The sequence below is a fragment of the Marinobacter sp. DY40_1A1 genome (genome assembly GCF_016597815.1).
Taxonomy (GTDB): domain Bacteria; phylum Pseudomonadota; class Gammaproteobacteria; order Pseudomonadales; family Oleiphilaceae; genus Marinobacter; species Marinobacter xiaoshiensis.
On sequence record NZ_VCHA01000003.1, the window covers coordinates 447,247 to 468,981 of the forward strand.

22 protein-coding genes are annotated in these 21,735 nt (G+C 54.6%); 6 read left to right on the forward strand and 16 right to left on the reverse strand.

Annotated features, from left to right (window positions below):
- Window positions 1–27 precede the first annotated feature (27 nt).
- On the reverse strand, window positions 28–1,422 hold the full coding sequence (mpl, locus tag FFI61_RS10515; protein WP_200370266.1) for a UDP-N-acetylmuramate:L-alanyl-gamma-D-glutamyl-meso-diaminopimelate ligase: 1,395 nt from the start codon (window positions 1,420–1,422) through the stop codon (window positions 28–30).
- 155 nt (window positions 1,423–1,577) lie between these two features.
- Between mpl and FFI61_RS10520 the strand changes: the two genes are divergently transcribed.
- On the forward strand, window positions 1,578–2,840 hold the full coding sequence (locus FFI61_RS10520) for a 6-phosphofructokinase (RefSeq protein WP_200202030.1): 1,263 nt from the start codon (window positions 1,578–1,580) through the stop codon (window positions 2,838–2,840).
- 119 nt (window positions 2,841–2,959) lie between these two features.
- On the opposite strand, the gene FFI61_RS10525 is transcribed toward FFI61_RS10520, so the two are convergent.
- Complete coding sequence (locus tag FFI61_RS10525) at window positions 2,960–3,418, reverse strand: SRPBCC family protein (RefSeq protein ID WP_200202031.1); 459 nt, start codon at window positions 3,416–3,418, stop codon at window positions 2,960–2,962.
- Between the two features lie 38 nt (window positions 3,419–3,456).
- The gene (locus tag FFI61_RS10530) at window positions 3,457–3,699 is read right to left on the reverse strand and encodes a GrxA family glutaredoxin (protein ID WP_200202032.1); all 243 of its coding nucleotides are present in this window, start codon (window positions 3,697–3,699) and stop codon (window positions 3,457–3,459) included.
- Window positions 3,700–3,895: 196 nt separating this feature from the next.
- Here FFI61_RS10530 and FFI61_RS10535 point away from each other — a divergent pair, with 196 nt between their 5' ends.
- Entirely contained in the window at window positions 3,896–4,339 is a 444-nt protein-coding gene (locus FFI61_RS10535) for a YqaA family protein (RefSeq protein ID WP_200202121.1), read from the forward strand.
- On the opposite strand, the gene FFI61_RS10540 is transcribed toward FFI61_RS10535, so the two are convergent.
- Entirely contained in the window at window positions 4,279–5,724 is a 1,446-nt protein-coding gene (locus FFI61_RS10540; protein WP_200370267.1) for an ABC1 kinase family protein, read from the reverse strand. The two genes, FFI61_RS10535 and FFI61_RS10540, sit on opposite strands and share 61 nt — an antisense overlap.
- A gap of 446 nt (window positions 5,725–6,170) precedes the next feature.
- Between FFI61_RS10540 and FFI61_RS10545 the strand changes: the two genes are divergently transcribed.
- Entirely contained in the window at window positions 6,171–7,160 is a 990-nt protein-coding gene (locus FFI61_RS10545; protein WP_320159565.1) for a GGDEF domain-containing protein, read from the forward strand.
- On the opposite strand, the gene lipB is transcribed toward FFI61_RS10545, so the two are convergent.
- From lipB to FFI61_RS10595, 10 genes are all read right to left on the reverse strand, one after another.
- A complete protein-coding gene (lipB, locus tag FFI61_RS10550) occupies window positions 7,139–7,798 on the reverse strand; it encodes a lipoyl(octanoyl) transferase LipB (RefSeq protein ID WP_200370268.1) in 660 nt (219 codons plus the stop codon). The two genes, FFI61_RS10545 and lipB, sit on opposite strands and share 22 nt — an antisense overlap.
- A gap of 5 nt (window positions 7,799–7,803) precedes the next feature.
- A complete protein-coding gene (locus FFI61_RS10555; RefSeq protein ID WP_200202036.1) occupies window positions 7,804–8,073 on the reverse strand; it encodes a YbeD family protein in 270 nt (89 codons plus the stop codon).
- 29 nt (window positions 8,074–8,102) lie between these two features.
- On the reverse strand, window positions 8,103–9,284 hold the full coding sequence (locus tag FFI61_RS10560) for a D-alanyl-D-alanine carboxypeptidase family protein (protein WP_200202037.1): 1,182 nt from the start codon (window positions 9,282–9,284) through the stop codon (window positions 8,103–8,105).
- Window positions 9,285–9,331: 47 nt separating this feature from the next.
- Window positions 9,332–10,252 carry a septal ring lytic transglycosylase RlpA family protein gene (locus tag FFI61_RS10565; protein ID WP_413785032.1) on the reverse strand — a complete coding sequence of 307 codons (921 nt, stop codon included), beginning with the start codon at window positions 10,250–10,252 and terminating at the stop codon, window positions 9,332–9,334.
- Between the two features lie 104 nt (window positions 10,253–10,356).
- A complete protein-coding gene (gene rodA / locus FFI61_RS10570; protein WP_200202039.1) occupies window positions 10,357–11,499 on the reverse strand; it encodes a rod shape-determining protein RodA in 1,143 nt (380 codons plus the stop codon).
- A complete protein-coding gene (mrdA, locus tag FFI61_RS10575) occupies window positions 11,499–13,394 on the reverse strand; it encodes a penicillin-binding protein 2 (RefSeq protein ID WP_200202040.1) in 1,896 nt (631 codons plus the stop codon). Before mrdA ends, rodA begins: the two co-directional genes overlap by 1 nt.
- A gap of 9 nt (window positions 13,395–13,403) precedes the next feature.
- Entirely contained in the window at window positions 13,404–13,874 is a 471-nt protein-coding gene (rlmH, locus tag FFI61_RS10580; RefSeq protein WP_200370271.1) for a 23S rRNA (pseudouridine(1915)-N(3))-methyltransferase RlmH, read from the reverse strand.
- A 2-nt stretch (window positions 13,875–13,876) separates the two neighbouring features.
- Window positions 13,877–14,227, reverse strand: a complete 351-nt coding sequence (rsfS, locus tag FFI61_RS10585; protein WP_200202042.1) for a ribosome silencing factor — start codon at window positions 14,225–14,227, stop codon at window positions 13,877–13,879.
- A 70-nt stretch (window positions 14,228–14,297) separates the two neighbouring features.
- Complete coding sequence (nadD, locus tag FFI61_RS10590; protein ID WP_200370273.1) at window positions 14,298–14,948, reverse strand: nicotinate-nucleotide adenylyltransferase; 651 nt, start codon at window positions 14,946–14,948, stop codon at window positions 14,298–14,300.
- A 5-nt stretch (window positions 14,949–14,953) separates the two neighbouring features.
- Window positions 14,954–16,210, reverse strand: a complete 1,257-nt coding sequence (locus tag FFI61_RS10595; protein ID WP_200370275.1) for a glutamate-5-semialdehyde dehydrogenase — start codon at window positions 16,208–16,210, stop codon at window positions 14,954–14,956.
- Window positions 16,211–16,344: 134 nt separating this feature from the next.
- On the opposite strand from FFI61_RS10595, the gene FFI61_RS10600 reads away from it, so the two are divergent.
- From FFI61_RS10600 to FFI61_RS10610, 3 genes are read left to right on the forward strand one after another with little or no spacing between them, the layout of a single operon-like run.
- Entirely contained in the window at window positions 16,345–17,361 is a 1,017-nt protein-coding gene (locus FFI61_RS10600) for a GGDEF domain-containing protein (RefSeq protein ID WP_200370277.1), read from the forward strand.
- Complete coding sequence (locus tag FFI61_RS10605; protein WP_200370278.1) at window positions 17,358–18,356, forward strand: GGDEF domain-containing protein; 999 nt, start codon at window positions 17,358–17,360, stop codon at window positions 18,354–18,356. Before FFI61_RS10600 ends, FFI61_RS10605 begins: the two co-directional genes overlap by 4 nt.
- A complete protein-coding gene (locus FFI61_RS10610; protein ID WP_200370280.1) occupies window positions 18,353–19,804 on the forward strand; it encodes a bifunctional DedA family/phosphatase PAP2 family protein in 1,452 nt (483 codons plus the stop codon). The genes FFI61_RS10605 and FFI61_RS10610 overlap by 4 nt, the downstream gene beginning before the upstream one ends.
- A gap of 5 nt (window positions 19,805–19,809) precedes the next feature.
- Here FFI61_RS10610 and FFI61_RS10615 read toward each other — a convergent pair whose 3' ends face one another.
- Both FFI61_RS10615 and FFI61_RS10620 read right to left on the reverse strand, forming a co-directional pair.
- On the reverse strand, window positions 19,810–20,388 hold the full coding sequence (locus FFI61_RS10615; RefSeq protein ID WP_200370282.1) for an LON peptidase substrate-binding domain-containing protein: 579 nt from the start codon (window positions 20,386–20,388) through the stop codon (window positions 19,810–19,812).
- The gene (locus tag FFI61_RS10620; RefSeq protein ID WP_200202049.1) at window positions 20,385–21,638 is read right to left on the reverse strand and encodes an HDOD domain-containing protein; all 1,254 of its coding nucleotides are present in this window, start codon (window positions 21,636–21,638) and stop codon (window positions 20,385–20,387) included. The genes FFI61_RS10615 and FFI61_RS10620 overlap by 4 nt, the downstream gene beginning before the upstream one ends.
- Between the last annotated feature and the right edge of the window lie 97 nt (window positions 21,639–21,735).

The following is a 21,735-nucleotide window of genomic DNA, read 5'->3' on the forward strand; positions in this document are numbered from 1 at the left end:
CAACGATATAACTCCTTCTGTGCCGGGTCAGCCATGAATACGTTCAAGCTCGGCTATGAGCTTACCGTGAATGCCACCAAAGCCACCGTTACTCATAATGACAATGTGGCAGGGGCTCGGCAGATCTGCCATTACACGCTCAATCAGCCCTTCTACTGTGGACTCTACAAGGTGTTTACTTGATTCCGGATTACCGGACTGCCAAACGGAGACCAGTTCCGGCAGCCAGTCCATATTGTTCAGGTTGGCCCAATACACTTTATCTGCCAACGCAGCACTCGGCAGCAGCGTATGCTGGTGCACGCCCTGCTTCATAGTGTTGGAGCGGGGCTCAATGAGGGCAATAACCGGCTCCTCGCCCACCTGATTGCGCAATCCGTCCAGGGTGGTCTCTATGGCCGTTGGGTGGTGGGCAAAATCATCGTAAACCTTCACTCCGCCAACATCCGCCAGCAACTCCATACGACGCTTTACGCCAGAGAATCGACAGAGCGCAGCCACGGCGTGATCGGGCGTTACCCCCACATGCTTCGCAGCAGCAATGGCTGCAAGAGCATTGCGAACGTTATGCATACCCGTTTGGCTCCACTTCACCACCGCAACGGGCTGCTCATGGTGAACCACCATAAATCGGCTGCCATCCTCGGATAACAGCTCGGCACGCCAATCAACCGATGCAGCGGTTTCGCTCCCGATAGCCATATCCTGAACCGGGCTCCAGCACCCCATATCGAGAGCTTTATCCAGATGTTCATCCAAGCTTGGGCGAATAATCATGCCTTGAGACGGAACCGTGCGAACCAGATGATGAAACTGTCGCTCGATGGCCTCTACGTTTTCGAAGATATCGGCGTGATCAAACTCAAGGTTATTCAGTATCAGGGTATGGGGGCGGTAATGGACAAACTTGGAGCGCTTGTCGAAAAAGGCGCTGTCGTACTCATCGGCTTCAATTACAAAAAAGTCGCTATCGCCGAGACTCGCTGAAACCGGAAAATCTTTCGGCACGCCACCCACAAGATACCCGGGCGCAAACCCAGCCTGATCAAGAATCCAGAGGAGCATGGCTGTGGTGGTGGTTTTGCCGTGAGTACCGGCAACCGCCAACACCCAGCGATGCCGCAGAACTTCTCTCGCCAGCCACTCCGGGCCCGACTTATAGTCGATATTACGGTTAAGTACCGCTTCTACCTCCGGGTTGCCTCGGGACATGGCGTTTCCAATCAGCACAAGGTCTGGCTTGGGCTCAAGGTGCTCCGGGCTGTAGCCTTCCATCAGGCTGATGCCCTGGGCCTCTAACTGGGTGCTCATGGGCGGATAAACGCCCTGATCGGAACCGGTCACTGTGTGGCCCAGCTCTCTTGCCAATACCGCAAGGCTGCCCATGAATGTGCCACAAATCCCCAGTATATGAATATGCATTCGCCGTCAGTCCTCTGCGTTGAAACCCGACAAGCCTCCCGTATCCTTTCGGTGCCGTCAAGCGCATTGCTATCCGCACTTCCTGCCATGAAAATTGCGCGCATTTGACGTATCATCTGCACCATTGTCGAATCAACAGGAGACTCCACCCCGAGATGGCCATCAAGAACGCATTTTACGCTCAGTCTGGCGGTGTTACCGCTGTAATCAACGCGAGTGCCTGCGGGGTCATCCAGACCGCCCGTAAGCATTCAGACAAAATCGGCAAAGTGTTTGCTGGTCGCAACGGCATTCTGGGCGCGCTGTACGAAGAGCTGATCGATACCAGCCTCGAAAGTGATGAAGCCATTCAGGAGTTGATTCACACCCCGGGCGGCGCATTCGGATCTTGCCGCCACAAGCTGAAGAATATCTCGGAAAACCGTCGTGAATACGAGCGCCTTATCGAAGTTTTCCGCGCACACAACATCGGCTACTTCTTCTACAACGGTGGCGGCGATTCCCAGGACACCGCCTACAAAGTCTCACAAATTGGCGAGAAGCTAGGCTACCCCATTACCTGCATCGGCGTTCCCAAAACAGTCGATAACGACCTGCCGTTTACCGACTGCTGCCCTGGCTTTGGCTCTGTAGCCAAGTACATCGCCACATCCACCCTGGAAGCCAGTCTGGACATCAAGTCCATGTGCGAAACCTCCACCAAGGTGTTCATCCTTGAAGTCATGGGCCGTCACGCAGGCTGGATCGCAGCCGCTGGTGGTCTGGCTGGTCAGGGCGAAGGCGAGCCGCCCCACATTATCCTGTTCCCTGAAATTCCGTTTAACCGCGAAGCATTTCTGGAGCGGGTCGATTTCTGTGTTAAGGAATATGGTTACTGCGTGGTGGTTGCTTCAGAAGGTGCCCAGTACGAAGACGGCCGTTTCCTTGCAGATGCCGGCGCCAAAGATGCATTTGGTCACACTCAGCTTGGTGGCGTAGCGCCGGCACTGGCCAATATGGTCAGGCAGGCTCTGGGGCACAAGTACCACTGGGCGGTTGCGGATTATCTCCAGCGCAGCGCTCGGCACATTGCCTCTGCAACCGACGTTGAGCAAGCTTACGCCGTTGGCAAAGCGGCTGTAGAAATGGCTCTGGCAGGCAAACAGGCAGTTATGCCTACGATTGTTCGTGAGAAATCCAAACCTTACGTCTGGTCGATTGGTGAAGCCCCGCTTAGCGAAGTTGCTAACCAGGAAAAGAAGATGCCCATCCATTACATTACGGATGATGGATTTGGTATTACCCAGGACTGCCGCGACTACCTGCTACCTCTGATCGCAGGCGAGAACTTCCCTCCGTTTGACAACGGCCTGCCGCGGGTGGCGAAACTCAAAAACACCCTTGCAGAAAAGAAGCTGAAAACTGATTTCAAGCTCTGATTGATTAAAGCAACTACAGTGCTGATCGGGACCCTGTTAGCCGGGGCCTGATCAGCAATTCTGCGCCTCACTGGCTCTTTCGGGCCTCATGCCTTTACAGTAACTTCAACACACCTGCTCTAGTGCGCGGCCAACCGGTTCCGGATGATTCGAACCGTATCGATGTCTGCCGCGATATATGCCTGCTGAACAAAAAGATCATAAGGCAGTTCATCCCCGATCTCGTCAAGATATCGAGCACAATAGCTGAAACGTACGAACAAAGACTGCGGCTCTGGCTCTTCTATTGTCATTGTGAGACTTCCACCGGCAACCGTGGCCGTTGGTATAATTTCATAATGTACAAACTGGCCTTCATTAAAGGTAACCAGATCATCAACAACCAGGCCGGGCAGCTCAAGGCTCCGTTTCAGGCGTTTATCGGTTTGCCAATCGAGCTCGAACTCCCCAAGGCCAATCACAAAATGTTGGGGCGCCTCTGCACGCATGACCAAGCCTTCCCACAACTGCTTCCGGGTCAGGTTGGGGATGGACGAATCCTTCAGGTCATTAACTTGAACCACATGCTCAAATTCCATACTGCGCTCCTTACCTGCCAGATAGATTCTACAAACGACTAAGCCTCCAGTTGCCGCACGTAGCTTGCAAAATCATCGTACCCGCCTATGTATCTGTCCCCCACCAAAATCTGCGGCACGGTGTGTACAGCTCGCCCAATTTTGTCGGCAATGTCTTCTTTGGTCATGCCATGCTCGATCATATCCACCCAGGTGTAAGGCATATTGCGAGACTCACACAAACTCCTTGCACGCACGCAAAACCCGCAACTTGAACGGCCGTAAATCGTTACCTGTTCCATAAAAGCCTCCAAAATAGATACCCCGGAAGGATTCCCGGGCGGTTATAAGGGGTGTAAATAAACTTGAATTCATGATGACATGATTGAGGAAATTTAAAAAATTGAAGCTCTAAATAGCCGCTATAGTAACGCTTCATACTTAGTGCCGCCTCGTGGGGCAAAAGACCCAAACACCCATCACCGTAAGGACAACTCTGTGGTTTACCTGACGTTATTTCTGACCTCGTTTGCAGCGGCTACTCTGTTGCCTGCCTACTCGGAGATACTGACTGGCACCCTGGTTGTTCAGGGCTATCCCATGTGGTGGCTGTGGTTCTGGGCCACGCTGGGCAATACGTTGGGGTCTGTGGTGAACGGCATCATCGGCAGGCAGGTAGACCGCTTCAAGCACAAGCGCTGGTTCCCCTTGAGTGAAACGCAACTGCACAAAGCAAGAAACAGTTTTAACCGCTACGGCCAGTGGTCTTTGCTACTGGGCTGGCTACCTCTGGGCGGCGACGCGCTGACGCTTGTTGGCGGCATCATGCGCGTGCCCTGGCTCAACTTCATTGTGCTTGTGGGTATAGGCAAAGGCGTGCGTTACGCCTTTGTGATCTGGCTGGTTGCAGAAGCATCAGGCATATCATCACCTTCGCCATAAAGGTATTTGCGTAACAAGGGCTCGCCGTTGAACTCCGAGTGCAGCACAGCAATAAAGGTATACACCCCAATGAGCTTTCGGTTGAGGAATACAAACTCTCTGGGTGGCACGCGGAAATAACGGCTTATGGCTGAACGTGCAGCCTGTCGCGCAACTCTTGACGGCAAGTCGCTTTGCTTCCAACGATACTGGCCCTTCTCGTTAACCGCGTAGTCAGGCCAGCTTGCATGGTCGCTGGACAAGGGCTCCAGAACCGACATGCACACCTCGCCAAACTTCTCCAACACATCCTTCGGCCAGTCAGTGTTCATGAAACGCAGTTTTACGCCCCCATCGATCACTGCATCCAGATCGTTCTCATAAGATGCACGGATCATCTGGATAACCGGGTCAAGAAACTCGCTTGAGTAAGACTGCACAGCACCAAAGTCCAACAGCACTATGCGATCATGCTCCACACCATTGCCATCTTCTCCGGCAATGCGAATACGGTAGTTTCCGAAATTGGGGTCGGTCTGGATCTCACCCCACACGAACAGCTCCCGAAAGAAGAGCTCAAGCGCGGCTTCTCCGAGCGCACTGCGGCGCTCCAGTGACAACTCCCGAACAACGCCAGCACTTACGGAATGCCCATGCTCATAGGTTGAGGCAATAACCTGCGCACCTGAATACTCCGGCAACACCCGGGGAACCACAAACCGGGGGTCATTCTTGAGCATCTGGCGAAATTTCTCTGTGGTGCGAGCCTCAAGATGATAATCAACTTCCCGGTGCATCATCTGTCGCACCTCTTCCAGCCAGTCCTCAAACTCTGGCCCGAAGCTCACCAACCTAGCCACTCTGAGTAACTGAGCCACCGCATTCAGATCGCTATCAACCGCATCGGCGACACCCGGATACTGGACTTTGAGCACCAGCTCCAGGCCATCACTTCGCCGCAATGCCCGGTGCACCTGCCCCAGAGATGCGGCCCCAATAGGCTCGGGGTCTATCTCAAGCTCAGCAAACTTATCACTGCCCAGCTCGGCTTTGAGAACCCGCTCGATGGCAGACCACTCCAGCGAGGTAGTCTGATCTTCCAGGGTGTGTAGGGCTTCAGTGACCTCTTCAGGCAGAAAATGCTCACCATAAAGCGCCATCACCTGACCGATTTTAACCACACTGCCTTTCAGTTTTCCCAGCTCCTCCACCAGAAGATGGGCTTGCTTGGATAACATGGCACGGTGGCGCTCATCCCGCTTATCCTTGCTGCTGAACCAGTTCGTTGCCATGTGCGAGGCCACCCGCGTGCCGGCGAAAAGCCCGGCGCGAGTCAAACTCAACCGACGTTCAAAGCTGCCGGTCTTGATACGGGAGACTGAATTACCTGAGCGTCTGGATGACATGTAAGACCTGTCCGGATCTGAAAATTTACCCACCCTGCAAGAACCCCTCACTTGTACTCTAAACGTAACAGCAGCAGGTGGCTCATGTCATTATACGGATACTTCTGCTACCTGACCTCTCCACTGCGACCCATGCTCAGCGGCTTACCGGCCATTGCTCGCCTCTGCCTGCCGGTTTATACCTGCTCTGATGCCCACACAGCCAGGCTACCGGGGAATAGTTTGTTGTCATCCTCTGGCTGTTTTTACGGTATTACACAACTTCTGCCCAGAATACCGTTTACTATTGAATGGATGCGGAATCAAAATAACTGATAATTATCAAAAAAACCTGCTCACACTATGTCGAAATTGCTCCTGAGCTTCCCGCAAATGGGCGCTCTCAGCTTCAGGTATCGGGTGAAATTCCAGTTCCGGTTCTGATCAACTGGCTGAGTATCTCTGCAGTGCCATTGCTGGCCTTTTTTGCCTCCCGTTCTGTCGAGCAAGGTGAGCACCTCGCGGCTGGCCTGCTGATAGCATTTGCCATTCTGATGACAATCAATTTGCTGATTTACGCTGCGTTCCGCCACAAAACCTTTCAACGTCGCGCGTTTATTGGCCTGACAACCACGGTGTTTATCTATGTGTCGGTCAGCGCGTTAGAGAATGGCTCGGCGATTATCTGGCTCTTTGCCTACCCACCCATCATTTTTTACATCAGCGATGCGCGGTTTGGTGTTGGCGCCTGCCTATTCGGATTTACGGGGGTTACGCTGCTGTTCTTCAGCCCGCTTGCAGACCAATTACTGAATCTGCCCTATAGCACCAGCTTCCGGATTACCATGGTTGTAGCCCTCGGCTTTGAAATGATCACCTGCTACATCCTTGATCAGAGCCGGCGACGGAGCAAACTTGGTTTGTTGGCGCTGGCCCGGGAGTTCGAGTACGCCGCCAAGCATGACACACTCACCGGCCTTGCAAACCGCAGGGAGGCCTTGGCTCAACTGGAAGTGGAATACGAACGCTATCTTCGTACCAACCGGCCATTTGCCGTGTTGTTAGCAGATATTGACCTGTTCAAAAGTGTAAACGATACCCACGGACACCATGTAGGCGATGAGCTGATTGTGTTGGTTGCAAACACACTGCATGAGGAGGCCCGGAAACTGGACACCACCGCTCGTTGGGGAGGTGAGGAATACCTGGTACTACTGCCGGAAACCAATGCAGACGGTGCAGTGCAGATTGCCAACAGGATTCGTGAGGCAATCGCTGAGAAAGCTGTGATGGTGGCGCAGACAGCAGTCCACTGCACTGCCAGTATTGGCGTAGCAAGCATCGAGGGGGTGGAATCTGTCGACAAACTTCTTCAGCATGCAGACGAAGCCTTGTACCGTGCAAAAGCCCTCGGCCGCAACCGTGTTTGTATGTATCAGATTGACGGACCTGCCTGATCATCCCAGCCGTTTCGATAACTTACTGCAGAGTCGCCCAACCCTGAAACAAGTTGGGCTACCAACAGCTGCTCAACAGCATCAATAGACGCTGAGGTAAAGTCACTGGTTTGGCACATGGCCAGTCCCGCATACCCGCAGGGGTTGATCCTGCGAAATGGCTCCATGTCCATATCGACATTCAGCGCAAGACCGTGGAACGAACATCCACGGCGAACCCGCAATCCCAGGGAAGCAATTTTTGCATCACCCACATAAACACCTGGCGCATCTGGCCGGGGCTCTGCGGCAATATCAAGCTCAGCAAGCGTGCGTACTATGCCCTGCTCAATAATGTCGACCAGCCCCCTCACCCCTATCTTGCGACGGGTAAGCCCAATCATCAGGTAAATCACCAGTTGACCAGGTCCGTGATAGGTCACCTGTCCACCACGGTCTACCTGAATCACCGGGATATCACCCGGCGCCAGGATATGCTCGGCCTTGCCAGCCTGGCCCTGGGTGTAGACCCGAGGATGCTCCAGACACCAAAGCTCATCATTGGTGTCGTCACCCCTTTCTGCCGTGAAGCTTTTCATGGCTTCCCAGGTTTCCAGATAGGGCTGCTGGCCCAAAGACCTGACAATGAGTTCAGGCATGGTGCTTACAACACCATGTGAACACGGCCGCTGGCCTTGAGGTCCTCAAACAAGGCCTTTAGCTGCGGCTCGCCAGTAGCCAGAATATTCAGCCGTACCGAGCAGAACCGACCTTCCCTGCTGTCTTTAACAGAGACATCTTCTTCCTTGATTCCCGGAGCGTGCTGCTGAACAACCGCTACGACAAACTCTTTGAAATCCGGTGCGGCATCGCCAATCACCTTGATACCGTAATCACAGGGAAACTCTATTTTTGGCGCTTTCGGCTCGCTCATGCCGTTTTTCTCCCGGGCTCAACTGGCCCTTACTGGAATAACTGAACAAAAAACAACTTGATGGCGTCCCAGATTCGCTTGAACAAACCGCCTTCAGGAACCTCCGTCAGAGCAAGCACTGGCTGATCAATCAGCACTTCCCCATTAAAGGACACTTTCACCCGACCGAGCTCATCACCGGCACGAACCGGTGCCTTGATCACTGAATCAAGATCCACACTGGACTCAAGGCTGTCACGGGATCCGCGAGGAATGGTCACGTAGGCATCTTCAAGCATGCCCACGGAAAGCTTGTCAGATTGACCGCCCCACACCTTGGCCTCAATCAGCTCCTGCCCCGCCCGGAACAAGCGCTCACTTTCATAGTAGCGAAACCCGTAGTTCAGCATTTTCTGGATTTCCTGGGATCGCGCCTCAGAGCTGCTGGTTCCCATCACTGTTGCAATAAAGCGCGTGTTGTTGCGCTTGGCTGAAGCAACAAGACAGTACCCTGCCTCTTCGGTATGGCCGGTTTTGAGGCCATCAACACTATCGTCGCGCCATAGCAGGCTGTTACGGTTGGGTTGACGGATATTGTTGTACGTAAAGTGCTTCTCAGCGTAGATCGGGTAGTTTTCCGGGTAATCATTGATAATCGCACGCGCCAGAACAGCCAGGTCATAGGCGGTAGAAAAGTGATCTGCGGCAGGCAGGCCGGTAGCATTCTGAAAGTGGGTGTCCTTCATGCCCAGAAGTTGAGCCTGCTGATTCATAATATCTACGAAAGCGCCCTCACTGCCGGCAACAAATTCCGCCAGGGCTACCGAAGCATCGTTGCCTGACTGAATAATTACGCCTTTGAGAAGGTCTTCTACGGAAACACTGGTGCCCTCTTTAACAAACGTACGGGAGCCCTCTGTTTTCCATGCTTTTACGCTGATAGGAACCATGTCGGACATGCTGATCCGGCCTTCGTCCAGCTCGCGCTCAACAATGTACGCTGTCATCATCTTTGTCAGACTGGCCGGCGGCAAGCGCTCGTTGCTGTTCTCTTCCATGATGATGCGACCACTTTTCGGGTCCATCAGCACGTAGGAACTACCAGCAATTTGCGGCGGTGAAGGAATCAGCACGGTCTGGGAAATTGCTTTGCCTGAAACCGTAAGCATCAGCACAAACGTAAGGAGTGCTGAAGCAAAAGAGAGTGAGCGGAAAACTGATTTTAATGCCATGGGTCCATTCGTTCGTCGTTAAGTGTGTTTTATAAGTGATCTGACGCTCAGTCAGAGTCTGTCAGCACAATTGATTGCGCAAATCCTTCAGTTTCCAAAAGGCGCTGCGTCTTTCGCGCACTGCCTTCATCCTGAAAAGGCCCAACCTGAACCCGGTGAAAGCGCCCTGAAGCAGTATCTACTGCACGTACTCGCACAGAGTTACTCCCCAAGGAGCTACCAAGTCTATCCACGGCGCGGGTCTGTAGTTTTTCTGCCGGGTCACGACTGCTGAAAGAGCCCAACTGCACAAACAGCCCGCCGCCCTGGCCGTCAAATGCACCGCTTGCAGTTTGCGTTTGCTCCGGCCGCTTAGCTTGGTGTCCCTCCAGAGCAAAAGGCTGGCCAGCAAGAAACATGCTGCCGTCGGGCTTCACGGTAATCGATGCGACTTCTACACGGGCGGTTCCGCGTGACTGATAACCCAGCTTTTTAGCCGCTGCGTAAGACAAATCAATGAGGCGATCACCGTGGAACGGCCCACGGTCATTAACCCGCACAATCACAGACTGCCCGTTATCCAGATTAGTCACTTTTGCGTAACCCGGTATCCGCAGAGATTTATGGGCTGCGGACATCTGGTACATATCAAAGGTTTCACCATTAGACGTTTTGTGACCGTGGAACTTTTCGCCATACCAGCTTGCGGTGCCGCGAGCGACATAGCCGTCATTACTGTCCATTACCGTGTAGTGTTTGCCCCAAACTGTGTAGGGAGATTTGTTCCCGGCCCTTACCGGGGCCTGATATACGGGCACTGCATCTGACAAGCCAGAGGCATCAAAGTTTCCCGTGGGTGCCCGGTCTTGAGTAATGGTGTAGCGTGATGAATGGTCGGTACCGGCCGGTGCAGGCGTCGGAGCCGATGCGCAGCCGGCAAGTGCCAGAGCCGCCAAGCCCAACAACCATAACCCTGCGCTATGTGGTATCACTGTACAGATGCCCTCTGAAATATGCGCTGCTGAATGGAAAACACAGCTCTTGCGACCATTGTAACGGGTTCGCGCCCCGTATCACCATTACCGGCCTGACATCAGGCCGTGATCATCCGGCGATGGGTGTGTATGGACATCAGAATGCCAAACGCCGCCATCAGGGTAACGGTTGATGTTCCACCATAAGACACAAGCGGCAAAGGCACCCCTACAACCGGTAGCAGGCCACTTACCATGCCCACGTTAACGAACACATAAATAAAGAAGGTCATGGTCAGCGCACCCGCAACAAGGCGACTGAATGAATCCTGGGCAGTCACAGCGATAAAGAGGCACCGCAAAATAATCAGGAAGTACACGCTGAGTAGTATCAGAATCCCTACAAACCCGAACTCCTCTGCCAGTACCGCCACTATAAAATCAGTATGGCTTTCCGGAAGAAACTCAAGGTGCGACTGAGTGCCCTGAAGCCAACCTTTGCCATCCAGGCCGCCAGAGCCGATGGCGGTTTTGGACTGGATAATATTCCAACCTGCACCCAGCGGATCACTCTGGGGATCAAGCAGTGTCAAGACACGCTGCTTCTGGTACTCGCGCATTCCGAAAAACCACATTACTGGCGCAGCTACAGACACCATTGCCAAAAATGCGCCTATGAGTTTCCAGCTCATACCGGCAAAAAACACAACAAACAGACCCGCCATACCCACAAGAAGCGAAGTCCCGAGATCGGGCTGCCTCACAATCAGAAGCATCGGGAGCAGGACAATAGCCAGCCCGACACCAATGCGTGACAGCTTCGGCGGCAAGAAGTGCCGCGACAGATACCAGGCGGCCATTATGGGGACAACAAGCTTCATCAGCTCCGATGGCTGAAACCTGGGCAATCCCGGCAACGCTAACCAACGCTGTGCACCTTTCGCCCCAACCCCCACAAATAGCACAGCAACCAGGCCCGCGAGGCCAAGTACGTAAAGCCAAGGTGCCCAACGCCTGAATACAGAGGGATCAAGCTGGGCGAAAACCAACATCACAACAAATGCGACGGCAAAGCGCACGCCCTGGGCCTTTACGACATCCAGATTTCGGTCGGCGCCGCTGTACAACACGAAAAAGCCGCAGGAAATCAGGACAATGAGCAAGAAAAGCAGAATAGGATCCAGATGCAGTGCAGACCATAAACCTCTCGGGCGACCAAGGGGGTTGCTGGCTGTTGAACTGAACACTTCCCGGGGGGCCATCAAGGAGCCTCTCTTTGCGAATCGGTTTTGCTGACCAGAGAACCTGCAGCGGCAGAAAACTCCAATATCCAGGCATCGAACAGGGCCCGAGCTACAGGAGCTGCTGTGCTGCTTCCTCCGCCGCCGTTTTCAACAATCACAGCGACAGCAATCTGTGGTTTTTTGACCGGTGCAAAGCCAACAAACAGTGCGTGGTCGCGTAACCGCTCCCGCACCTCTTCGGCGTCATACTCTTCATCTTCTGCAAGACTGAACACCTGGGCGGTACCGGTTTTTCCAGCCATGCGGTAGGGGGCACCACGGCCGGCAGCGCGGGCTGTGCCCTTCACTCCATGCATAACTTCAGCCATGGTCTCAGCAATAAACTCCCAGTCACTCGGGTCCTTGAGTTTCAACGGCTCGTGGGTTTCCGACGGTAAAAACTCTTCAACGGATCGGTCACCCTGGATGTCTTTGAGCAACCGCGGTTCTACCCACTCGCCGCGATTGGCAATCAACGCGGTTGCTGTGGCCAGCTGCAGTGGCGTAGACAACATAAACCCCTGGCCAATACCGAGATTAACAGTGTCTCCCGGATACCAGGGTTCATTACGCGTGGCGCGCTTCCAATCCGGGGACGGCAGAATTCCGCTCAATGCGCCGGACACGTCCAGAGTTGCATCCTCGCCAAAGCCAAAGCGGGCCAAATAGTTGACCATGGTATCCACGCCCATTTCCACAGCCGCTTCATAAAAGTAAACGTCACAGGACTGCGCCATCGCGTAGGTCAGATCAACCCAACCGTGCCCGCCTCGCTTCCAGTCCCGCCAACGCCGCCCAGAGGAGTTGATCTGAAAGTGCCCCGGGTCCCAAATGGTGTGATCTCTTGTTACTGCGCCACTATCGAGTGCCGCAATCGCCAACATGGGCTTGAGCGTTGATCCCGGGGGGTATTGCCCCCTCAGAGCCCGATTGAACAAAGGTTTGTCATTACTCTCACTCAGCTCCCGATAATCTGGCACGCTGATTCCAGTCACAAACTTGTTGGCATCGAAACCCGGCACGCTGGCCAGCGCCAGTATCCCGCCTGTGGCAGGCTCAATGGCAACGATTGCTCCCCGGCGTCCGTCAAGGAGTTCGTGAGCCCGCGCCTGCAAACGCAAATCCAGATGCAGTTTGAGATCCTCACCGGGCACCGGATTTTCGCGTTCCAGCACTCTCAGAGTGCGACCTCGGGCGTTGGTTTCTACATGCTGGTAACCAACCCTGCCGTGCAGCAGTTCTTCATAAAATCGCTCGACACCAGACTTGCCAATGTAGTTGGTGCCGGCGTAATTAACCGGGTCAATCCGCTGCAATTCATCACGATTGATCCGGCCAACGAAACCCAGAGCGTGGGCAGTCAGCTCACTGTGCGGGTAATATCTAACCAGCTCCGCCTCCACCTCTACCCCAGGCAACTCGTGTCGGTGCACAGCCAGACGGGCAATCTCGTCTTCGTTAAGGTCGTAGCGCAGTGGAATTTCCTGAAATGGACGGCGAGGCTCGCGCAAGCGGCGCTGAAACCGTTCCAGATCCTCATCGGAAATATCAAGAATACCGACAAGCTGCTCCAGTGCGGCATCAATCTCGCCAACCCGTTCAGGCACTACGGTCACGCTAAAAACGGGGCGATTTTCTGCCAGCAAAACCTGGTTGCGATCATAAACAAGACCACGGGGAGGCGGCACAGACTGGACCTGCACACGGTTTTTATCAGAGAGGGTGGTGTAAATATCATGCTCGACAATCTGGAGCTGATACATACGGGCGACAAGCACCGACAAAAGGAAGAATACGAGCGCCAGCATAACAGTGACGCGACGCTGGAACAGTCTGCGCTCGGCGGCAGTATCCTTGAATTCACCCCACGGCATGGATGTTTCCTAAGCCCGGTGGTACGGGTGGTTACGGGTAATCGACCAGGCTCTGTACAGCTGTTCTGCCAACAGAATCCGAACAAGAGGATGAGGTAAAGTGAGAGGGGACAGCGACCATTGCTGATCTGCGCGCTGACGGCAAGGCTCGGCCAAACCATCTGGCCCACCAACAAGAAAACTCAGATCCCTTCCGTCTTGCTGCCAGCTTTCCAGCTGGCTGGCCAGCTTTTCCGTAGACCAGGGGCGCCCTGTCACTTCCAGCGCGACCACCCTGTCCTTGGAACCGGTAGCGGCCAGAATTGCGTCGCTTTCGCGCTGCATCAACCGGGGAATATCAGGGTTTTTGCCACGATGAGGCATGGCAATTTCTACCAACTCAAGGGGCATTTCCGGAGGCATACGACGAGCATAGTCGTCGTAGCCCTTACTGACCCAGTCGGGCATTTTTTGCCCCACACAGATCAGGCGCAGCCGCATGATTACTCGCTGCCCTCAGCCTCGACATCCGGCGCGTCACGCCAGAAGCGCTCCAGATCATAAAATTCACGTGTGGCGGGGAGCATCAGGTGTACAACCACGTCCCCCATATCCACCAGAATCCAGTCGCTGCCGCCACCACCTTCCACACTGTTGACTCGAACGCCCTTCTCTTTGGCGTCAAGAACAACCGAATCCGCAAGGGATTTAACGTGGCGATTGGATGTTCCGGATGCCAGAACCATAAAATCGGTAACGCTGGTACGGTCCCGCACATCAACAACGCTGATGTCTTTTGCTTTCACGTCTTCAAGTGCATTCACTATCAGATCTTTGAGTTGCTCTGCCTGCATAATTACCCTGTAGTCCGGGTGCCGGCCGGAATGGCCACCCGAAAAGTCATTTTCGATCGCGATTGTAGCACTAAAAGTTCTTTGCGGGGCATGCCCCGTAAAGCCCCATACTCTGAATCTCCGCCAAGACTGCATCCGGAGCCAGATAACGGGGTGACAGGCCACGACCAATCCGGTCACGGATGCCGGTTGCTGAAATATCCAGCCAGGGCGGATTCAGGTTAAGAATCTTCCCGGAGGCACTGCTGTATAGATCTTCGGCGTTACCAACACTGCGCTCCTCCAGCAGCCTGGCAGGCTCACCTTTCGGATCCAACACTATGCCCGGACGCTGCACAACAATAATGTGAGCCAACTCAGGAATTGCCCGCCACTCATTCCAGCGATCAAGGCCGGCAAAGGCATCGGTACCTACAACCATGGCTAGCGGCACCTTGGCACCCAACTCTTTGCGAAGTTGGCGCAAGGTATCTGCCGTGAAGGAAGCGCCTCCCCGGCGCAGTTCGCGATCGTCAACGCTTAAGCGCGGCTCCCCGGCAATCGCCAACTCAAGCAGGCGCAGCCTTTGCTCGGCTGTTGCGCCAGTATCACCCTTATGCGGTGGAATATGGCAGGGCATCAAACTTACAGGCACGCCTCGAAGCCGCTCGCCAACCTCCAGCGCAAGGCGCAAATGCCCATGATGTATCGGATCGAAGGTTCCGCCATAAATTACATGCATCTGCATCAGGCCCGAATGTGCCCATCGCCGAACACCACATATTTTTGCGAGGTCAAACCTTCAAGCCCAACCGGCCCACGGGCGTGTATCTTGTCGGTGGAGATGCCAATCTCAGCGCCAAGGCCATACTCAAAGCCATCCGCAAAACGGGTGGAGGCATTGACCATCACAGAGCTTGAATCCACCTCGGTGATAAAACGCCGGGCACGGGTGTAGTTCTCTGTAATGATACTGTCAGTATGCTGAGAGCTGTAACGGTTGATATGCGCAATGGCACCATCCAACCCATCCACCACACGAATGGCCAGAACGGGCGCAAGATATTCCTCTTCCCAGTCTGCCTCTGTGGCCGCGTTTATATCCGGAAGGATTTCACGGGTCTGCTGGCATCCTCGCAGCTCCACACCCTTTTCAATAAAAGAAGAGCTCAACAGCGGCAGCATATCGGCAGCAATTTCTGTGTCCACCAGCAGGGTTTCCATTGTGTTGCATGTGCCGTAGCGGTGCGTTTTCGCATTAATTGCCACATTCAAAGCTTTTTCTGGGTCAGCATGGCTGTCGATATACACATGGCAAACGCCATCAAGATGCTTGATAACGGGCACCCGCGCGTCCCGGCTGATGCGTTCAATCAGGCCTTTACCGCCCCTGGGCACAATCACATCCACATAGTCCGGCATGGTAATCAGCTCACCAACCGCCGCTCGATCTGTCGTTTTGACAACCTGAACAGCTGTTTCCGGCAAGCCGGCATCTGCAAGTCCCCGGGCCAAACACAAGGCAATGGCCTGGTTGGAATGGATAGATTCGGAACCACCGCGCAAAATCGTGGCGTTGCCAGACTTCAAGCATAAGCTGGCAGCCTCAACCGTCACATTAGGCCGGGATTCGTAGATAATGCCGATAACACCCAAGGGCACACGCATCTTGCCCACTTGAATGCCGGATGGGCGATAGGTCATGTCGGTAATTGCACCAATGGGGTCAGGCAAGGAAGCAACCTGCCGCAGACCTTCAATCATGGCATCAACCCGTGCTGGCGTAAGTTCAAGCCTGTCCAGCATGGCAGCATCCAGACCACTCTCTTTCCCGGCGACAAGATCACGAGCATTTGCCTCAGCCAGCTCACTGCGCGCCGCATGCAGCGCGTCAGCGGTTGCCAGGAGCGCCCGGTTTCGCACTTCGGTGGTAGACCGGGCAACGAGTGTCGCCGCTGCCCGGGCTTGCTGCCCGACTTCGGTCATATAAGCTGCAATATCCATCCCTTTACCTTATGTATTTTTTGCCAGAATTCAGTAATTAGAGCCTAACTTTACCTTTCCCGTTTCAAGTACGCACCCCAAACAGATATTATACCGTTGCGGTACAACGGGAACCCCGAAAAAGGACGAATACCATGGCACAGACGGCCGATAAGTTTTTGCTGAACCGGTTATCACGCGCCAGCCTCGCCGTTTTTGTGGCCATTGCTGTTTTGTGCGCCTTACTGGGCGAGCCGCTTACCGCGGCAAGCGCCGCAGCTGCGGCCGGCGTTATCATCAGCGGGCGCAGCTTTCACCCTGGCCGAGGCACCCCCCCATGGCCAATGCTTCAAAGGCTGTTTTTTGTAGCTCTTATACTCCTGTTGATGACCAGCTTCTGGACAGGTCCTTGGGCTCTCAGCCACTGGCTCTACGGGCTGCCGCTGGTTGTATTTGCCCTTATGCCCCGCGGCATCGCGGCTATCATAACCTTGGTAATAGTGGTACTTGCGGTGATCGCCGCCCATTGGGCAGAAGGCATAGCTGACCGACATCAGATGATCAGCGCACTCCTGCTTACGGTACTCCTTTCTGCCGTGCTGATATTCCTGCGAGAGTATAAAACTCGCCAACTGGCGCCTCTGAGGCGCACCGATGAGCTAACTCAAGCCGCCAGCCGGGAATATCTTTCTGCCGATCTGCATAAAGAAATTCAGCGAAGCGAGCGCGAGGGCACAGACATGTCGGTCATTATGATCGGCCTAGACGCCCATACCAGCGACAACGACCCTGACGAAGACATTCGTTCGATTCTTCCAAGAATTGGCCGCTTTCTGCACTCTCAACTACGGGATTTCGATACCTACTACCGGGCAGCAGACCTGCAGTTTCTGGTGATATTGCCGGGCATAGCCACTCAAGAGGCCATCCTCAGGGCGGAATCAATCCGCAAAGGCCTGGGAAAACTGCTGGAAACCCACGGTATGAACCTGACAGTCAGTACCGGTATCGCCGGGCTGAACATTGGCGACAATGCCGACAGCCTGCAGCAGAGCGCCGCGAACGCTCTACGCCGCGCACAGCAACAAGGCGGCAACCGGACTCAGGCATACAGCACATGGTCACCAGCCACACCCCCAACCCAGCCCCGTGCGGAGGGATCTGCGCCATGACAGAAACCCGGCTGAGAACCTGGACTCACAGCATTGGCTATGGCACTGCCACTCTGTTTATATTTACTCTGGCACTGCAAAACCTTCGATACGGTTTTTACGAGCTCTTCTACCTTGCTGCCGGCATGGCTGCCCTTACCCTTGGCGGACTGGCTTACACGCTCCTGAGTCGCCGGCGCCAACTCTCGGCACCGGGCCACCTGATTATTCTTGCAACTCTGAACAGCGGTCTTCTGGCAGCCATGTTTGTCATCGGCAGCACCAGCATTACCCACTGGGCCATGCCACTGTTGCTGCTCAACCTGCTGATATTGCCCCTTCGCCACGCGCTGATGCTTTCTCTGCTTCTGCTGATACCCATGTCTATCCTGCTACTTGTAAAACAGCCGGCAGCGGATGCAATCACGGCCGTCAGCGGCTTGCTCATCGTACTGACGGTTGCTGCACTCTATATATGGCAGTACGACCACATGGCTCAATCTGCCGAGGATCTTGCCATTACTGATCCGGTTACTGGCGCTCACAATGCCCGCTTTCTTGACGAAACCCTGCAAAAAGAAATAAGCCGGGCCATTGCTACCGGCCATAACCTGTCTGTGATAAACCTCACCATTGATCATGCCGATGAGGCCACTCAACTCTATGGGGAGCCAGGCATGCAAGCGCTGTTTTACAACATGACCCAGCACCTTTTCGGCGTAATCCGCGCTGGCGACACGCTCTACACACTGAATGATTCCGAATTTTTCCTGATTTTGCCTTTCACGCCGGAAGAAGGTGTGCGCGTTATTGCGGAACGTATCCGGCGCACAATCTCTGAAAATGAGTGGCCGGTGACAGGCAAAGCCACAGTGAGCCTGGGCTGCACCACCCGGGGGAGCAGCGACACCCGCACCGATACACTCCGCAAACGTGCCCATCAGGCAATGCTTGAAGCCCGTAAGCGCGGGGCTGACACGGCATGGTTCAGCCCGGGAGAGACGCTCCGTACATGAGCAGCGCCTGGCTTTCGGACCTGACTGCGTGGCTTAGCGCCAACCCCGGCTGGCTATCTTTGGCCCTGTTCAGCACCGCATTTATAGAATCCTTGGCGATCGCCGGCATTCTGGTGCCCGGCGTTGCCTTCCTGTTCACCATCTCGGTTATGGCAGCCCAGATAGACATGCCTCTTATGACCGTGCTGGCCTGGGCCTGGTTAGGTGCGGTCAGCGGCGACACTGTAAGTTTTGCAATTGGCAGGTTATTTCAGGGGCGTCTGGCAAGTGTATGGCCACTAAGCCGCTACCCGGAACACATCAGAAAAGCCGAAATCTTCTTTCATTTACATGGCGGGAAAAGCGTTATTATCGGGCGTTTTGTTGGGCCCTTGCGCCCCATAATACCCCTCGTTGCGGGTGCTCTATTGATGCCTTGGCGCCGTTTTCTGGCTTTCAACATCGGATCAGCCATTGGCTGGGCGCCGGCCTATATTTTGCCGGGCTATCTTGTGGGTGGCGCACTGGCCAGTGAACTACAGCCGCCAGCGCATGTTTATTTGGTGACAGGCATTAGCCTGGCAACGCTGGCAGCCATCTACCTGGTTATCTTCCGTTTTCAGCTGGGCCTTGGCGACAATAGCCGCCTTTACTTGTGGCTTCAGAGAAAGATGGCACAGTATGAAACAACCCACCGTTTCTGGCGTCTCTATTCCAATGAGCGCCCGGCCAAAGAAAGCGAATTCCCTCTGGCCTCACTGATGCTTGCATTTGGTGCATTTGCCCTGTTTATCCTCTGGAGCCAACTGGCAACCATGACCGACGTGATCAAACCGTTCGATCAATTGGCGATGCTGTGGTTCAGTGAATTGCGCCAACCTTTGCTGGATGCACCCGCCATTGCAGCCACACTCCTGGGAGACCCTCCCGTTCTTATCGCTGCAGCCCTGCTGGCATGCCTTGCATTAGCCTTCAGGGGCCACTATGCAGCCGCTGTGCATATATTTTCAGCAGCAATTCTGACGATTTTTCTGGTTTGGGGGCTGAAACACGCCATTGGTTCCGTGCGCCCGGATCAGGTTATGAACCCGCCATCATCAGGCGCCTTTCCCAGCGGCCATACCACGGGCATCACGGTGCTTGTCACTATGCTGGCCAGCTTTATAGCCGCAGAAACACACACCCGGAAACGCTGGCAAACCTACATACTGTTTTCACTGCCACTGATCCCTGTCGCCATTAGCCGGCTCTACTTGGGCGTACACTGGTTCAGCGATATTGTCGGGGGGCTGTTACTCGGGTTGGCGATCACTGGCGCAACAAGAGCCAGCTTCAGCCGGTTTGACCGGGTGCCTATTTCTCTGGATGTATTCAGCGTATCGGCAGCACTAGCCTGGTTGTCGTTTTGCGGGGGCTACATATGGCTCATGTGGTCTGAAGCCATACACCATTACGCGCCGGCTCTTTGACGCCTTCAGCCCTCGTCAAGAGCATCCAGCAACTCCTGCAGACGGGCGAGTCGCGCCAATGGATCCTGCATTTCCAAAAGCTGCTGCTTGTCCTGTTTATCCAAAGGCAGCAGCTCCGTCAATCGCCAACTAACATCGCGGGCATCCTCATAATCGACACTCATCCCCAACTCTTCAATCACGGGGTGTCGAAACAAAGCGCGCAGTACAGATGGCAACTCGTGGAATACAGTGGGTATATCTGCCCGGGACTCGGCAGGCAAAAACTCCATCTCACCCAGGTGCAGCCCATCAGTCTGTTGCCAGAAATCCGTGATGGACACCTTTGAATCGCCTTCAACGGTGATTCCCAGCAACCCGTTGTCCAGCTTTTTGAAATCGACAATGCGCACATAGGTGCCTGTTTCATAGAAGGATGCCGTGCGGCCGGCTTCATTGCCGTTGCGCAGCAGGCTGATAACAAAGCCTTTATCCTCTTTCATGCAACGGCTCAGCATATCAATGTATCGAGGCTCGAACAGTTGCAAGGGGATTCTTCCACCAGGCAAGACAACGGAATTGAGAGGGAAAACCGGTGCCTTCATCGAATCGACAACAACTGTTGGACTTCATCAACCCGGGCTCGCGCCTCGGTGAGAAGTTCCAGACTGCGGGATGCATTCAGTTCAAGGTTGCCCAGCCTGCGATAGGCCGGCACTTCGTCAAATGCGGGCAAACCTTCATTCTGGCTTGATCCGATCATGGCGTGCAGTTGCGCCACAATGACAACATCAACCAACTGCGGCTCGGCCTCGCGGCTCTCGTAGGCCCAGTCTTCTGCATGACGCACAGCCTCTACGAAGGCCGGCGGAAATGACCAGCTTCCCAGCACGGCAGTGCCCACGTCAGCCCGCAGCTCACTGATGGCATTCTTCAGATTGGTATCGTCCGCAAACAGATTTACGTGATGTTCTGCCTGGACCAGAACGGGCACCACACCTATATCGTGAAGCAAGCCCGCCAGTAGCGCCTCTTCCGGATTCAATCGGGTTGCGTGATCCGCCAAAACCCAGCAAAGCGCTGCCACCTCACGGGAATGTCGCCAGAGCTTTTCCATTTCCTTTTGCAATGACGGGTGCCGGCTTTTGAACACTTCCCGCATGGAAAACACGGTCACCAGCTGGCGTGTTGTCCGCATACCAAGGCGAACCACCGTCTCACGCACGTTGCGCACATCGCTAAAACCACGATAAAGAGGGCTGTTACAGGCTCGCACCAATTTGGCCGCCATGGCCGGATCAGCTGACACTGCAGTGGCCACCTCATCCGCTGTGGAGTCATCCCGGTCTACCAGACGCCGCACCTTCCAGGCCACATCGGGAACGCTAGGCAGTTTAAGCTGGTTAGAGCGAAGCTCTGCGTAAAACTCCATCAAAAGATGGTGTTCCTCACTCTCACCACCATGACTCTCGCCAGAATCCATCTCTACCTGAGCCACAGGCGCAGAACGCAACAACTGGTTGAGCACATCCTGCTCCACCACAAGAAACTCACAAGGTTTAACCGCGGTCACGTCGTACATTCTTGGTTGCAGCCTGGCGATGGGGTTCAACGCCTGATCGGTTTCAGCTTCAATAACCGATTTGCGTCCATCCACAGACTCCAGTTCAACTTTTCCGGTTACCAGAAAATAATCAAGGCCATCGCGCACACCACGCTCCAGCACTCGCTGGCCAGGACCATGAGTCCTGCGCTCAGCACGACTGGCCAACACCACCAACTGATCGTCTGTTAGCCGGTTCAGCGGCTGAAATTCCTTCAGGCGGCGCAGCGGCAGGCTTTCCTGGCTAGCCATAGATAATCTCCTAAGTTGACTAAAAGCGGGGCAACAGCGTTTTATAACATCTGTTAGCGATTGTAACCATGACGCCGCAAAACAGCCATGCGCCTGG

Excerpts from the sequence above, each read along its gene's own strand:
- FFI61_RS10605 (WP_200370278.1), top strand. The coding sequence starts at position 17,358 with ATGACAGAAACCCGGCTGAGAACCTGGACTCACAGCATTGGCTATGGC.
- rodA (WP_200202039.1), bottom strand. The coding sequence starts at position 11,499 with ATGGCCCCCCGGGAAGTGTTCAGTTCAACAGCCAGCAACCCCCTTGGT.
- FFI61_RS10615 (WP_200370282.1), bottom strand. The coding sequence starts at position 20,388 with ATGAAGGCACCGGTTTTCCCTCTCAATTCCGTTGTCTTGCCTGGTGGA.
- rlmH (WP_200370271.1), bottom strand. The coding sequence starts at position 13,874 with ATGCGGCTGCGCCTGATCTGTGTGGGGCAAAAAATGCCCGACTGGGTC.
- FFI61_RS10525 (WP_200202031.1), bottom strand. The coding sequence starts at position 3,418 with ATGGAATTTGAGCATGTGGTTCAAGTTAATGACCTGAAGGATTCGTCC.
- FFI61_RS10520 (WP_200202030.1), top strand. The coding sequence starts at position 1,578 with ATGGCCATCAAGAACGCATTTTACGCTCAGTCTGGCGGTGTTACCGCT.
- FFI61_RS10530 (WP_200202032.1), bottom strand. The coding sequence starts at position 3,699 with ATGGAACAGGTAACGATTTACGGCCGTTCAAGTTGCGGGTTTTGCGTG.
- FFI61_RS10555 (WP_200202036.1), bottom strand. The coding sequence starts at position 8,073 with ATGAGCGAGCCGAAAGCGCCAAAAATAGAGTTTCCCTGTGATTACGGT.
- rsfS (WP_200202042.1), bottom strand. The coding sequence starts at position 14,227 with ATGCAGGCAGAGCAACTCAAAGATCTGATAGTGAATGCACTTGAAGAC.
- mpl (WP_200370266.1), bottom strand. The coding sequence starts at position 1,422 with ATGCATATTCATATACTGGGGATTTGTGGCACATTCATGGGCAGCCTT.
- FFI61_RS10610 (WP_200370280.1), top strand. The coding sequence starts at position 18,353 with ATGAGCAGCGCCTGGCTTTCGGACCTGACTGCGTGGCTTAGCGCCAAC.
- mrdA (WP_200202040.1), bottom strand. The coding sequence starts at position 13,394 with ATGCCGTGGGGTGAATTCAAGGATACTGCCGCCGAGCGCAGACTGTTC.
- lipB (WP_200370268.1), bottom strand. The coding sequence starts at position 7,798 with ATGCCTGAACTCATTGTCAGGTCTTTGGGCCAGCAGCCCTATCTGGAA.
- FFI61_RS10600 (WP_200370277.1), top strand. The coding sequence starts at position 16,345 with ATGGCACAGACGGCCGATAAGTTTTTGCTGAACCGGTTATCACGCGCC.
- FFI61_RS10560 (WP_200202037.1), bottom strand. The coding sequence starts at position 9,284 with ATGGCATTAAAATCAGTTTTCCGCTCACTCTCTTTTGCTTCAGCACTC.
- nadD (WP_200370273.1), bottom strand. The coding sequence starts at position 14,948 with ATGCATGTAATTTATGGCGGAACCTTCGATCCGATACATCATGGGCAT.
- FFI61_RS10595 (WP_200370275.1), bottom strand. The coding sequence starts at position 16,210 with ATGGATATTGCAGCTTATATGACCGAAGTCGGGCAGCAAGCCCGGGCA.
- FFI61_RS10540 (WP_200370267.1), bottom strand. The coding sequence starts at position 5,724 with ATGTCATCCAGACGCTCAGGTAATTCAGTCTCCCGTATCAAGACCGGC.
- FFI61_RS10620 (WP_200202049.1), bottom strand. The coding sequence starts at position 21,638 with ATGGCTAGCCAGGAAAGCCTGCCGCTGCGCCGCCTGAAGGAATTTCAG.